The organism is Methylobacterium sp. 1973 (genome assembly GCF_040545035.1).
In the GTDB taxonomy this organism is placed as follows: Bacteria; Pseudomonadota; Alphaproteobacteria; order Rhizobiales; family Beijerinckiaceae; genus Methylobacterium; species Methylobacterium fujisawaense.
Map to the genome: position 1 here is coordinate 18,085 of NZ_JBEPLA010000018.1, position 12,214 is coordinate 30,298.

The window sequence follows — 12,214 nt, forward strand, 5'->3', positions numbered from 1 at the left end:
CTGACGGCGCATCCGGGACCCGTCGCGCGGGCCGCGGGCGGCCGATCGTGCAAGGGGCGGCCGATCATGCAACGGGGCCCTGGCCGGGATCAGGCGCCCTCTGCCTCCCACAGCCACGCCGCGCCGCGCACGCCCGATGCGTCCCCGTGTAGGCTTGCCCGCACGGGGGTGTCGAAGGTGTCCGAGAAGACATGGGGGGCGATCGCGGCCGGCAGGCCGGCGATCAGCTCCGGGATCCGCGACAGGCCGCCGCCGATCACGATCACGTCCGGGTCCAGCAGGTTCACCACCTGGGCGGCCGCGCGCCCGAGCCGCTCGAGATGCGCGGCCAGCGTCTCCTGCGCCGCCGGACTGCCGGTCCGGCCCTCGGCGACGACGGCCTCCGCGGTGAGGTTCCCGCCGTGCCGCCGGGCGTGGTCCGCCGCCAGCCCGGGCCCGGACAGCCAGGTCTCGACGCAGCCCCGGCGGCCGCAATAGCAGGCGGGACCCGGTCGCTCGTCGTCGCGGGGGGCCGGCAGGGGACCGTGGCCCCATTCGCCCGCGATGCCGTTGCGGCCCGTGAGGACTCGCCCGTCGAGGGCGATGCCGGAGCCGACGCCGGTGCCCAGGATCACGGCCCAGACCACACGGGCCCCGGCGCCGGCACCGTCGATCGCCTCCGACACAGCCAGGCAATTGGCGTCGTTCTCGATCCGCAGAGGCCGCTGCAGCCGCTGCTCGAGATCGGCGGCGAACGGGTGTCCGTTGAGCCAGTGCGAGTTGGCGTTGCGCACGAGGCCCGTCGCCGGGGACAGGCTCCCCGGCATGCCGATTCCGACGCTGCAGGGCATACCGGCTTCGGCTTCGAGACGCAGGACCAGATCGGCCACGGCCTCGACGGTTTCCCCATAGGCGCCGCGCGGGGCGGCCACCCGGGCTTCGGCCAGGGTCGAGCCGTCCCGGCCCAGGACGATCCCGGCGATCTTCGTGCCGCCGAGATCGATGCCGAGGCGCGGGCGCCCTCCGGATCCTGCCGCGGGCGACCCCATCACTCGGCGGCAGCGACCTTGCTGTCGGTTCCCATCGGCTGCGGCGCCTCGTCGGCGATGTGGGTGCCGATGGCGAGCGGATGGGCCATCACCTCATTGAGCTTGGCCACGTCGAGCTCGCCTTCCCAGCGGCTGACCACCACGCAGGCGACGCCGTTGCCCACGAGGTTGGTGAGCGCGCGGCACTCGGACATGAACTTGTCGATCCCGAGCACGAGGGTCATGGCGGCCACCGGGACCGGGCTGTTGGGGATCGCCGAGAGGGTCGCCGCCAGGGTGATGAAGCCCGCGCCGGTGACGCCCGACGCGCCCTTCGAGGTCAGCATCGCCACCAGGATGATGGTCGCGTACTGGCTGATCGACAGGTCCACACCCACGGCCTGCGCCAGGAACAGCGTGGCCAGCGTCATGTAGATGTTGGTGCCGTCGAGGTTGAACGAGTAGCCGGTCGGAACGACGAGGCCGACCACCGAGTCCGAGGCGCCGAGCCGGCGCATCTTGGTCATGAGCTGCGGCAGCACCGTCTCGGAGGAGGAGGTGCCGACCACGATCAGCAACTCGTCCTTGATGTAGGCGAGGAAGCGCAGGATCGAGAAGCCCGCGATCCGGGCGATCGTCCCGAGCACCACGAGCACGAACAGCAGCGCCGTGATGTAGAAGGTGCCGACCAGCCACGCAAGGTCGTAGACCTTCTGGATGCCGTACTCGCCGATCGTGAAGGCCATGGCGCCGAAGGCGCCGACGGGGGCGAGCTTCACGATGATGCCGATGATCCGGAAGAAGATCTGGCCGGCGGTGTCGATCGCCCGGTTTACGCCGGCCGCCCGCTCTCCGAGGTTCGTCACCACGACGCCGGTGAGGATCGAGATCAGCAGCACCTGAAGCAGGTCGCCGGTGGCGAAGGGATCGAGGAAGCTCTTGGGGATGATCGCCAGGATGTGGGCGACGGTGGAATCGGCGGCCGCCTTGCTGGCGTAGGTCGCGACCTTGCTGGCGTCGAGCTTCGACGGGTCGGCGTTGAACCCGGCGCCGGGCCGGATCACCTCGCCGACGATGACGCCGATCAGGAGCGCGATGGTGGAGACCACCTCGAAATAGACCAGCGCCTTCAGCCCGACCCGGCCGACCTTCTTCAGGTCGCCGATCGACGCGATGCCGTGCACGATCGTGCAGAAGATGATCGGCGCGATCATCATCTTGATCAGGCCGATGAAGGCGTCGCCGAGCCACTTCATCGATTTGCCGGTGGCCGGGTCGTACCAGCCGAGCAGCACGCCGAGCGCGATGGCGATCAGGACCTGGATGTAGAGCACCTTGTACCAAGGCTCGCGGGGCGCTGCGGCGGGAGCCGGCGCGTGGATTGCCTGTGCCATGTCCATCCCGTGCGACGACCGCGCACCCTCCCATTGTGCCGGCACGCTAGCGATTATCATCCGGCGCCTCAACGCCTGCACGGTTATGGGCCGGGAACCATCCGTGACAAAAATCTGTCGATCCCGGCCGAAGTCACTTCTCTCGTCTGACAAGTGCGCGCAGGCTGAGCAGCGCGGCTGTTTCTGGTCTCCGGCGGACTGAGCCGGCCAATCGACGGCATCCGGTGATCTCTGGAGAGTGTCCGTGGTTGGATTCCACCGGGCCCGAACGGCGCTCCTGGGCGTGCTGCTCTCCGGCATCCTGATCGAGCCCGCCTCGGCCGGCGTCGTCGCGCGGATCGACCAGTCGCGGCAGCGCATGCGCGTCTATGTCGACGGTTATCCGGCCTATGAATGGCCCGTGTCCACGGCCCGTCGCGGCTACGTCACGCCCAGCGGACGGTTCCGCGTCGGGCTGATGGCGCCGATGTGGCGCTCCCGCAAGTATCACGGCTCTCCGATGCCGCACGCGATGTTCTTCCGCGGCGGCTACGCGATCCACGGCACCTATGCCACCGGGGCCCTCGGGCGCCGGGCGAGCCACGGCTGCATCCGCCTGTCGCCCGGCCATGCCGCCGCCCTGTTCGGCCTCGCCCGCAGCCGCGGCGGAGCGACGGTGGTGATCCGCGATTGAGCGACCGGGCCGCCTCACCCCTGCCCCAGGCCTGAGCGGAGATGCGGCTTGCGTCGCAAGCCGTCGGCACCCGGCACAGAGGCCCGGATCCCCCGGGACCGCCCGAGGAGGGCCGGGTCCCGAAACGCGGACGGGCCGCAGCGCGATCTGCGCTGCGGCCCGTTTGCTTGACGCCTTATCGTGGGCTCAGGTCTGCTGCTGGGTCCGGCGGGGCCGGACGGTCCAGCGCTCGAACATCGAGGCGGGATCCTCGCTCTTCGCGTCCTTGTTCTCCGCCGCGTGATCGGGCTGCTGGTGGATCGCAGCACCGAGCGCCTGGGACAGGCTCTCGATAACGTCGTCGATGCGGGCATCCCCGTGCAAGGGGTCCCCCGGGCCGGTCGGGGCGGCGGGCGTCTCGGCGGGCGCGGCCGCCTCCGGCGCGGGCTCCGGCTGAGGCTCCGGCTCGGGGTGATGCTCGGGGGCCGGTTCGGGCGGGCGCGCGGCCGCAGCCGGCTCCGGGGCCGGAGGCGCCGGAACGACCGGCGCGGCGGCCGGGGCAGCCGCGGCGGCCGGCGTCACGGCCCGGCGCATGGCGCTCGTCGCACCCTCGTCGGACTCGGCGTTCCGGCTGCTGCTGCCGTAGCGGCCGAAGCCGAACCGGGGCTCGATCAGGTCCAGCACCGCGTCGAGCGCGGCGTTGCTCAGCGCCACCTCCTCGGCGGCCGGCACGCCCTGGATCGCGAGGGCCTGCCGCTCGAAGGCCGGCTCGTTGCTGACCTCCCGGCCGAACCAGCTCGGGGCATGGAAGGCCGCGGCATCGCCGTCATTGTCGAAGGTGATGCTGATCAGGTCCAGGCTGCCGGGTGTGACGTAGCGGTCGATGGCGATCTCGCGGCCGCCGGCATTCAGGGTGGTGCGGTCGTAGGCGGCCTTCCCGGGGCAGACGTCCAGCAGGGCGTCGCCGTGGGCGCGCGGCACGTCGGTGCGCTCCTCGACCGGGATGCCGTCCGCCCCCTTGTTCACCAGGACCAGCTGGCAGACTTGGCCGTCGACACGCACATAGGACGCGCGGCCACCCTGCGGGGCGAAGTGCCCCTCGGTGATCCGGGCGCCGCCCCGCTCCTTGCGGATCAGGCGGACCAGGGACGGTGCGACCAGAAATCGGCGAACGGTGCTCATGAACTCAAAACCCCTCCCGCTTGGTCGGCAGTGCGCCGATCCGGCGGACAGCCCTCAGCGCCGCCGGGCCGCACGGAAGGGTGCAAGTGGAACCGACCCGCACGGCGTATAAGCTGGACTGCCACACCGTATTCGTCAGAGCCTGACCGCTTCCGTCGCCAATCACCGGACAGCGACAACCTGAGACTATAGAGCGCTAAGCAAAAACGCGACGAAATCAAGACCGGATCGGGTCGAGGCTCCGGCCGCGGCGCCTTCTATCCCCGATATCCCGGCTTTTGAGCCCGAATTCCGAACCCAGGTTAGGCCGGAACGCGCCTCATTCCGCGGGCTCGAAATTCATCGCCGCGCCGTTCATGCAGTAGCGCAGGCCGGTCGGAGCCGGGCCGTCGTCGAAGACGTGGCCGAGATGGCCCTGGCAGCGGGCGCAGTGGACCTCGGTGCGGACCATCCAGTGGCTGCGGTCCACCGTGGTCTCGACGGCGCCCGGCAGGGGCTCGAAGAAGCTCGGCCAGCCGGTCCCGGATTCGAACTTGGTGCCCTGCTCGAACAGCGGCTGCCCGCAGCCGGCGCAGGTGAAGGTGCCGGCGCGCTTCTCGGCGAGCAGGCAGCTCGTGCCGGCCCGCTCGGTGCCGTGCTCGCGCAGGACCCGGTACTGCTCCGGCGTCAGCGTCGAGCGCCATTCCGCGTCGCTGCGGGTGTCCGGGCTGGTGGTCGGCGTGTCGGCCATGGCGATCTCCCTTTTCGCGAGGCTATATAGGGATTGCGCACGGTTTTCGGCAGTCCCGGAGCGTATCGCAATGCCGCGTCCGGCACCGGCGAGGCCGCGGTCAGGCGGCCGCGCCGACGGTGTCGGCCATCCGCGCCCGGCGCAAGCCCATCGGCAGCGGCGCGCCCGTGGTGGTGTCGCGGGCGGTCTGGTGCTCCAGCTCGGCGTTGATCTCGCCGCCGAGCAGCACGATCGTCGAGGAGATCCAGATCCAGGTCATGAAGCCGATCACCGCGCCCAGCGAGCCGTAGGTCTCGTTGTAGGTGCCGAAGCTGGCGACGTACCAGGAGAACAGGAGCGAGGCGATGAGCCAGAGCAGGCCCGCGACCACGCTGCCGACCCCGACCCAGCGCCAGCGGGCATGTTCCCGGCTCGGCCCGAAGCGGTAGAGCACCGACAGGCCGCCGAGCAGGACGATCAGGATCGCCGGCCAGCGCAGGGCCGCGAGCAGCCACGCGGTCGAGCCGAGGCCCAGGAAGTTCAGCACCACCGGCACGACCACGATCACGTTGAGCGCGATGATGATGAACAGCAGAGCCCCCACCGTGAAGGTGAGGGACCGGAGGTTCAGCCAGAAGAAATTGCGCTTCTCCTCCTCCTCGTAGACCACGTTCAACGCATCGAACATCGCCTTCATGGCCGCGTTGGCGCTCCAGAGCGACAGCAGCAGGCTGGAGAAGAACGTGATGCTGAGGGATCCGCTGCCCTTGGCGGCGATGCGCTTGACCTGATCGCCGATGAGTTCGACCGCGCCGGACGGCAGGACCGCGTGAAGCTGCGCGAGGTGATCGTTGATGACGGTCACGTCGGCGAACAGGCCGTAGCAGGAGACCAGCGCGGCGATGGCGGGAAACAGCGACAGCAGCGAGTAGAAGGTCACCCCGGCGGCGACCGCCAGCACACGGTCCTTGTTGAACTCCAGATAGACCCGGACGGCGATGTCCTTCCAGCCGGACCGCGTCATCTCGGTGGGGCTGTCGGCGGCGCGGCCCCGCTCGGCCTGCGTCGCGGCGGTGAGCTGCGCGGCGCGCCCCGAGATCGAGCGCGCGCCCGCGGCCACGCCCTTCTGCAAACCCCGATCGTCGGCGGGTGGCTCGCGGTCGCTGGGCGGTTCGCTCGCGGGGGGAGCCGCCGACACGCCGCGCCGCGCCGGCGCCGCCGCGAGGGCGACCAAAGCCGAACCGAGCATCAGGATCCAGAGGATCGAGCCGGTCTCGGATGGTCCGGTCGAACGCGACGGTGACGGAGGCATATATCGGGGCCAGTGCGCGGAACTGCCGCGCTCGGGACTCCCAACGTCGTCGTGCCGTGGCCGTTCCGCGCATTTGGCGGGGACGCTGCGGCCCTCCGCGCGTTGTGCCCGTTATGCACGCTCAGCCCCGCCTCGGATTCTGCTGCAAGTTTGTCCTGGACGAGCCTCCCGGCACCCACGCCACCCTCAAGGCGGAGCGGGAGGCCACGCTGCACATGAACCTCACCAGCGTGACCATGGCCCATCTCACCAAGCTGGAGCCCGCCGCCCGGCGGGCCAAGCTCGCCGGCCTCGTCGCCCACAACCTCGCCGCGCTGGCCCGCCAGATCGCCTGGGTCGGGGCCCGGCCGCCCCTGGAGCGCCTCCTGCGCATGGCGAGCAACGTCCTGCCGGGCTACACCCACCCCATCGCGCAGGCGATCTACGCCGAGCCCGAGATGGCGGCGCTGGTCGAGCGCGGCCTCGCGGAGGCCGGAGCCCTCGCACGCCGGCTCGGCGTGCGCCTGAGCTTCCATCCGGGGCCGTTCTGCCTGCTGGCGAGCCGCAACCCGGCGGCCATCGCGAACGGCCTGTCGGAACTCGACTACCACGCCGAGATCTTCGACCGGATGGGCTACGGCGGCGGCTGGCACCCGCACGGCGCCCACATCAACATCCATGTCGGCGCCGGCGACCCCGGGGTCGCGGGCTTCCGCGAGACCCTGCCCCGGGCGAGCCGGGTGGCGCGCGACCTCGTCACCGTGGAGAACGACGAGAACGTCTTCGGCCTCGACGCGGTGCTGCAACTCGCCGACATCGTGCCGGTGGTGCTCGACCTGCACCACCACTGGGTCGAGAGCGGCGGCGCATACCTCGAACCGGACGACCCCCGGATCGCCCGGGTGACGGAGTCCTGGCGCGGCGTGCGGCCCGTGGCCCATATCAGCGTGTCGCGCGAGGCGGTCTCGTCCGACTGCGATCCGGACGCCCTGCCCGACTTCCCCGCCCTGCGCGGGGCCGGTCACGCGGTCCGGGATCTCGCGGCCCATTCCGACATGATGTGGAACCGGGCGGTGAACGATCTCGTCGCCCGCCATCTCGCCTGGGCGGATTTCGAGATCGAGGCCAAGGCGAAGAACCGCGCCTCCATGCAGATCGCCCGTCACATCCAGGCGCTGGAGCAGGCCGCGCCGATCGCGGCCGAATGACGGGGCGGTCTCGACGTCTCCGCCGGTCCGCTCTAGGCAATCCGACATGAAGACCGCCGATTGCGACATCCTCATCGTCCCGGGGCTCGGAGGTTCTGAGGAAGACCATTGGCAGGCCCGCTGGGCGGGCCGCCTGGCCACGGCGCGGGTGGTGGAGCAGGACCAGTGGCACGCCCCGACGCCGGAGGCGTGGTGCGGGCGCATCGCCGAGGCGGTCGCGGCGGCGACCCGGCCGGTCATCCTGATCGCCCACAGCCTCGGCGTCGTGGCCTGCGTCGAGGCGGTGCCGCACTTTCCCGCGGGGGTGGTGCGCGGCGCCCTGCTGGTCTCCGTCCCGGACGTGGAGGAGAACCCCGACGTGCCCGCGGCGGCGCGCGTCTTCGCGCCGGTGCCGCGGGACCCCCTGCCCTTCCCGTCGCTTCTGGTCGCCAGCCGGACGGATCCCTATTGCCGCTACGACCGGGCCGACGACTTCGCCCATGCCTGGGGCTCGCTGACGGTCGATGCCGGCGAATCCGGCCATATCAACGTGGCGAGCGGGCACGGGCCGTGGCCCGAAGGGTTGATGCGGCTCGCCGGGTTCCTGAAGGGTCTGTCCGTGTGACGGACCTGAATGGCAGGGCTGCACGGAACCCGCCGTCGGCCAGGCTCCGATCCCCGACGCGGTCACCGCATTAACGCGCTGTTTACCACCGGCCCCTTCAGTGGCGGTACGGGCGGTCCTTCGTCCCGAAGCCGCCCCTGGAGAGCACCGTGACGCGCAAAGAGCTTCTGGAACGACTCGAAGCGGTGCAGACCGCCCTCGGCCCCCGGGCCCAGAGCAACTTCAACAGCTCGCTGTTCAACGACGTGACGCTGCTCAAGCGGATCGAGGCCTTCGAGGCCAAGCTCGGCGAGCCCGAGAAGCCGAAGACCGCCGACTATACCGGCAACATGTTCTCCCGCATCGCCAACCGCCGCGCCGCCGCGGGCGCCAAGTAGCCCGCTACGATTTCGGCTCGGCCTCGGCCGAGCGCAGCAGCTCGCCGGCGACGTCGGCGAGCCGCGGCGGGGCCTCCCGCACGAAGGGCAGCGGACGGCAGACATTCAGGGCCGCGAGCCCGAACCGGGCGGTCATCAGCCCGTTGAGCACGCCCTCGCCCAGCTTGGCCGAGACCCGGGCGGCGATCCCGAGCCCCAGAACCTGCTGCATGACGCTCTCGCCCACCGCCATCCCGCCGGTGACGGTGAGATGCGCGAGCGCCGCGCGCCCCAGCCGCAGGAAGCCCAGGAAGCCCGGCCGGCCGCCGTAGATCGCCGCGATCCGGCGCAGCAGCCGCACCGCCGCGAACACCACGAAGGCCACGTCGACGATCGCCCGCGGGCTGAGCGCGGTCACCGCCGAGACCTGCTTGGCCGTCGTCGCGATGGCGTTGCGCGCCTGCCGGTCCAGACCGGCCAGCAGCTCGTGCTCGGCGAGCCCGATCCGGTCGTCCACGTCGAGGATCGCGTCGGCGGCGGCGTCGATCCGGGCGCGGCCCGCCGACAGCGTGTCGCGGTCGGCGTAGAAGGTCGAGAGCGCCTGCACCACCGCCTGCGCGCCGGTGTGGTCGCGGGTGGCGAGGGCGTCCAGCGCCGACTGGCGCAGGCGCTCGATCTTCCGTTCGCGCCGCAGGCCGGCGAGTTCCCGGACCACGATCGCGAGCAGCGCCAGCGCGGCAAGTCCCAGAAGCGCGAGGGCCACCCAGCCGAGCCAGGGAGCGGCCTGGAACAGGTCGGCGATCATCCGCTCGACCGACAGGCCGACGCCGAGGGAGACGAGGCCGCCCACCGCCGAGAGGAACAGGGTGCCCCAGGGCGAGCGCGACCGCGGCGCCACCGGCACGGCGACGCCGTCGGCGGCATCGACGATCTCGAAGGGCTCGTCCACGATCCGGGCCTGGGGCGGCCGGGCGGCGAGCGGCGTCGTGATGACGCTCGGCTCGGCGGCCGGCTCGGGCGTGATCCGGAAGGCGCGGGGTTTCTGGCCGGAGGTCATGCTCGAAGGCTCCGCGGAGTCGCACACATCGTCACGCCAGACGGTCGCCGATCAGGAACTGCATCGCCCGGTCCAGGCGGATCTGCGGCAGGTGGCCGGGGCGGCCGAGCCCGTCGGGCCTGACCAGCGGCGGCCGGAAGCGCGGAAAGCGCAGCGAGCCCGGCTCCACCGCGCCCTCCAGCACCGCCTCGGCGCGGGCCGGCAGCTCGCCCGGGAAGATCGCGGCCTCGCTGTTGCCGTCGAAGACCTCGTCGCCCACCACCTCGCCGGCTTCCGGGGTGCCGGCCACCGCCCGCAGCGTGTCCGACCCGTCATGGACGGTGGTCTCGCGGGTGGCGCGTACGGAGGCCAGCGCCACCGTGCCCACCCGGGCGCCCGCCGCCTCGGTCCGCCGCATCGCCCGGGACACCAGAAGCCGCAGGAGGGCGTCGAGCCGGTCGTGGCTCGTCTGGTGGAGGTGGTCGGCCTTGGTGGCGGCGAACAGCACGCGGTCGGCCCGCGGCGCGAACAGCCGCGACAGCACCGTGTTGCGGCCGATGTTGAGGCTGAGCAGCACCGCGTCCAGCGCCTCCTCCAGCTCGGCCAGGGCGGTGGGGCCGGCATCGACCGCCGAGAGCACGTCCACCAGCACGATCTGCCGGTCGACCCGCTGGAAATGGTCGCGGAAGAACGGCGTCACGACCTTGGTCTTGTAGGCCTCGAAGCGCCGCTCCATCAGCCCCGCGAGGCTGTCGGGCGCGATCGCCTCGGGGAGCCGGTCGAGGGGCGCGAAGGTCAGCGCCGGGGAGCCCGCGAGGTCGCCGGGCATCAGGAAGCGGCCGGGCGGCGTCGTCGCCACCGCTTCCGGGCCGGCGCGCAGGCCCGCGAGGTAGGTCTTGAAGGCGTCGCTCGCCCGCTCGGCCGCGACCTCGTCGAGGGGCCCGTTCGGATCGAAGCCCTTCAGCGCCGCGAGCCAGGGCGCCGCCACGGCGGCACGGCCGGGGCGGCGGGTGCCGCCGATCGTGGCCCGGGACCACGCCGTGTAGCTGGTCTCGATCAGGGCGAGGTCGAGGAGCCATTCGCCCGGGTAGTCGACCACGTCGAGCATCAGGGTGGCCGGGCCGGTGCGCCAGCCGGCGGCGCGCTCGTAGGCGATCTCCAGGCGGAACTGGCTGATCCGGTCGGTGGAGCGCGGCCAGCACCGCGCCTCGGTGAGCGTGGCGAAATGCTCCTCGAAGGGGAAGCGCGGCACGTCGTCGTCGGGTTGGGGCACCAGCTTGGCGCGGCGCAGGCGGCCCTCCTGCGCAGGGGCGAAGGCCGGGAGCGCGTGCGTCTCCACGAGGTGGTGGATCAGGGCCGTGGTGAAGACGGTCTTGCCCGAGCGCGCGAGCCCGGTCACGCCCAGCCGCAGGGTCGGCTGGACCAGCAGGTCGTGCGAGGCTTCGGCGAAGGCTTTGACGGCCGAGCCGGCGCGCGCGGCAAGGTCGATCAGGGGCACGGGCGGGCTCGTCGTGAGGGGAACAGGCCGGGCAGAGGTGGCGCGGCGGGGGCCGAACCGCAAGGCTTGACGCTAAGGCGTTGCACCGATGGCGGCGGGCGTGAGCGGCCTCAGCCGTGCGATCGCCCCGGCGACGAGGTCCGGGCCGGCCCGGAGCGTGCCGAGTTCCACCGCCGACATCGCCAGCATCACCGGGGCCAGATTGGCGCGCGGCGTGCCGTCCGGCCCGAACAGGTCGAGGTCGTCGCTGGGCTTCAGGCCGACGCTGGCGCTGATCCGACCGGCATAGGCCTGGATCCGGACCTCGTCGCCGGTGCAGAGCGGGGCCGGCAGGCGCAGGTCGAGGACCGGCAGGCCGGCGGCGATCGCCGGCAGCAGCGCGGATTCGGCCACCATCCGCTCGGCACTCGGAACCCGGCTCGCCGTCTTCCGCTCGAGGAGCGCCGCCGGATCGGCGACGCTCCGGGCCGGCCGCGCCGGCTCGGCCGACGGGGCGATCCCGGCCGCGATGTCGGGCACCGGCTGAAGCATCGCCACGCGCGGCACGGCAGCCGGGCGGCGGGCGGGACGGCCGGCCATCCGAGCGAGGGGTGACCAGGGCTGCACCCGCAGGGCCGCCCGGCCCCGTGGCGCCCCGCCGGGGCGGTGCGCGGCGAGATAGCGGGCCCGGAGGGTCCGCCCGAGGCCCCGCGGCGCGAGGGCCGCCGAGACAGCGGGGGTCACGGCCGAGCGCCCCGGCCGCGCGGGTGCGGACGCGACGCGGCACTCCGCCGGCGCCCAGCGGCGCACGATGGCCAGCGCCGTACGCCGGCCGTAATCGCGGTAGTAGCGCCGCAGCAGGCTCGCGGCGGCATCGGCGCCGTCCTCGAGGGTGGCGAAGGCGGTGTGGCCCTCCCCGTCGGCGCCGATCTCGCCGGACCAGCGGGCGGACTTGATGCACCAGCCGTTGTTGAGCCGCACGCAGCGGGCGACGTAGGGCGGATCCTCCGCCAGCGAGGCCGTGACCGCCAGCGCCCGCGGCATCAGCTGCGCGCCGGTCTGGGCGTGCCAGTTGGAGACCGAGCGGGTGGCGGGATCGAAGCGCGGGGGCGGGCTTTCAGCCGGGGCGGAGGCCGCGGCGAGGGGCGGCAGGGCGTGCGCGAGGGCTGCCGCGCCGGCCTCGGCTCGGGGGACCAGGGTCGTGAACAGGATCAGCGCGTTCAGCAGCACGCGGATGGATCCTGTCGGCGGATCGGAGTCCCGACGCGCTCCCGCCCCCTGCACAGGAGCGCGGGAGA

Annotated in this window: 12 protein-coding genes; 4 read left to right on the forward strand and 8 right to left on the reverse strand. The window is 72.3% G+C overall.

Annotated features, from left to right (window positions below; all coding sequences use genetic code 11):
* Positions 1-89 precede the first annotated feature (89 nt).
* Both ABIC70_RS25325 and ABIC70_RS25330 read right to left on the reverse strand, forming a co-directional pair.
* Positions 90-1,028, reverse strand: a complete 939-nt coding sequence (locus ABIC70_RS25325) for an ROK family protein (RefSeq protein WP_075380211.1) — start codon at positions 1,026-1,028, stop codon at positions 90-92.
* On the reverse strand, positions 1,028-2,401 hold the full coding sequence (locus ABIC70_RS25330) for a dicarboxylate/amino acid:cation symporter (protein ID WP_043354440.1): 1,374 nt from the start codon (positions 2,399-2,401) through the stop codon (positions 1,028-1,030). The genes ABIC70_RS25325 and ABIC70_RS25330 overlap by 1 nt, the downstream gene beginning before the upstream one ends.
* A gap of 244 nt (positions 2,402-2,645) precedes the next feature.
* Here ABIC70_RS25330 and ABIC70_RS25335 point away from each other — a divergent pair, with 244 nt between their 5' ends.
* Complete coding sequence (locus ABIC70_RS25335; protein ID WP_236952937.1) at positions 2,646-3,074, forward strand: L,D-transpeptidase; 429 nt, start codon at positions 2,646-2,648, stop codon at positions 3,072-3,074.
* 186 nt (positions 3,075-3,260) lie between these two features.
* On the opposite strand, the gene ABIC70_RS25340 is transcribed toward ABIC70_RS25335, so the two are convergent.
* The 3 genes from ABIC70_RS25340 to ABIC70_RS25350 form a co-directional block, all read right to left on the reverse strand.
* A complete protein-coding gene (locus ABIC70_RS25340) occupies positions 3,261-4,235 on the reverse strand; it encodes a CYTH domain-containing protein (protein ID WP_075380212.1) in 975 nt (324 codons plus the stop codon).
* 319 nt (positions 4,236-4,554) lie between these two features.
* Positions 4,555-4,965 carry a peptide-methionine (R)-S-oxide reductase MsrB gene (gene msrB, locus ABIC70_RS25345; RefSeq protein ID WP_043354431.1) on the reverse strand — a complete coding sequence of 137 codons (411 nt, stop codon included), beginning with the start codon at positions 4,963-4,965 and terminating at the stop codon, positions 4,555-4,557.
* Positions 4,966-5,065: 100 nt separating this feature from the next.
* Positions 5,066-6,256, reverse strand: coding sequence for a YihY/virulence factor BrkB family protein (locus tag ABIC70_RS25350; protein WP_287091314.1), 1,191 nt, complete (start codon positions 6,254-6,256; stop codon positions 5,066-5,068).
* Positions 6,257-6,369: 113 nt separating this feature from the next.
* On the opposite strand from ABIC70_RS25350, the gene ABIC70_RS25355 reads away from it, so the two are divergent.
* From ABIC70_RS25355 to ABIC70_RS25365, 3 genes are all read left to right on the forward strand, one after another.
* Positions 6,370-7,443 (forward strand): UV damage endonuclease UvsE, encoded by a 1,074-nt coding sequence (locus ABIC70_RS25355; RefSeq protein WP_043354434.1) that lies wholly within the window; start codon positions 6,370-6,372, stop codon positions 7,441-7,443.
* Between the two features lie 46 nt (positions 7,444-7,489).
* The gene (locus tag ABIC70_RS25360; RefSeq protein ID WP_043384382.1) at positions 7,490-8,047 is read left to right on the forward strand and encodes an RBBP9/YdeN family alpha/beta hydrolase; all 558 of its coding nucleotides are present in this window, start codon (positions 7,490-7,492) and stop codon (positions 8,045-8,047) included.
* 149 nt (positions 8,048-8,196) lie between these two features.
* Complete coding sequence (locus ABIC70_RS25365) at positions 8,197-8,424, forward strand: hypothetical protein (protein ID WP_012319110.1); 228 nt, start codon at positions 8,197-8,199, stop codon at positions 8,422-8,424.
* 4 nt (positions 8,425-8,428) lie between these two features.
* Here ABIC70_RS25365 and ABIC70_RS25370 read toward each other — a convergent pair whose 3' ends face one another.
* The 3 genes from ABIC70_RS25370 to ABIC70_RS25380 form a co-directional block, all read right to left on the reverse strand.
* Positions 8,429-9,460, reverse strand: a complete 1,032-nt coding sequence (locus ABIC70_RS25370) for a YcjF family protein (RefSeq protein WP_043384384.1) — start codon at positions 9,458-9,460, stop codon at positions 8,429-8,431.
* 31 nt (positions 9,461-9,491) lie between these two features.
* The gene (locus tag ABIC70_RS25375; RefSeq protein ID WP_043354447.1) at positions 9,492-10,937 is read right to left on the reverse strand and encodes a YcjX family GTP-binding protein; all 1,446 of its coding nucleotides are present in this window, start codon (positions 10,935-10,937) and stop codon (positions 9,492-9,494) included.
* Positions 10,938-11,009: 72 nt separating this feature from the next.
* Positions 11,010-12,146, reverse strand: a complete 1,137-nt coding sequence (locus ABIC70_RS25380; protein ID WP_354441777.1) for a hypothetical protein — start codon at positions 12,144-12,146, stop codon at positions 11,010-11,012.
* Positions 12,147-12,214 lie beyond the last annotated feature (68 nt).

Coding starts and splice junctions, on each gene's coding strand:
- ABIC70_RS25330 (WP_043354440.1), bottom strand. CDS start 2,401: ATGGCACAGGCAATCCACGCGCCGGCTCCCGCCGCAGCGCCCCGCGAG.
- ABIC70_RS25340 (WP_075380212.1), bottom strand. CDS start 4,235: ATGAGCACCGTTCGCCGATTTCTGGTCGCACCGTCCCTGGTCCGCCTG.
- ABIC70_RS25360 (WP_043384382.1), top strand. CDS start 7,490: ATGAAGACCGCCGATTGCGACATCCTCATCGTCCCGGGGCTCGGAGGT.
- ABIC70_RS25325 (WP_075380211.1), bottom strand. CDS start 1,028: ATGGGGTCGCCCGCGGCAGGATCCGGAGGGCGCCCGCGCCTCGGCATC.
- ABIC70_RS25355 (WP_043354434.1), top strand. CDS start 6,370: ATGCACGCTCAGCCCCGCCTCGGATTCTGCTGCAAGTTTGTCCTGGAC.
- ABIC70_RS25370 (WP_043384384.1), bottom strand. CDS start 9,460: ATGACCTCCGGCCAGAAACCCCGCGCCTTCCGGATCACGCCCGAGCCG.
- ABIC70_RS25350 (WP_287091314.1), bottom strand. CDS start 6,256: ATGCCTCCGTCACCGTCGCGTTCGACCGGACCATCCGAGACCGGCTCG.
- msrB (WP_043354431.1), bottom strand. CDS start 4,965: ATGGCCGACACGCCGACCACCAGCCCGGACACCCGCAGCGACGCGGAA.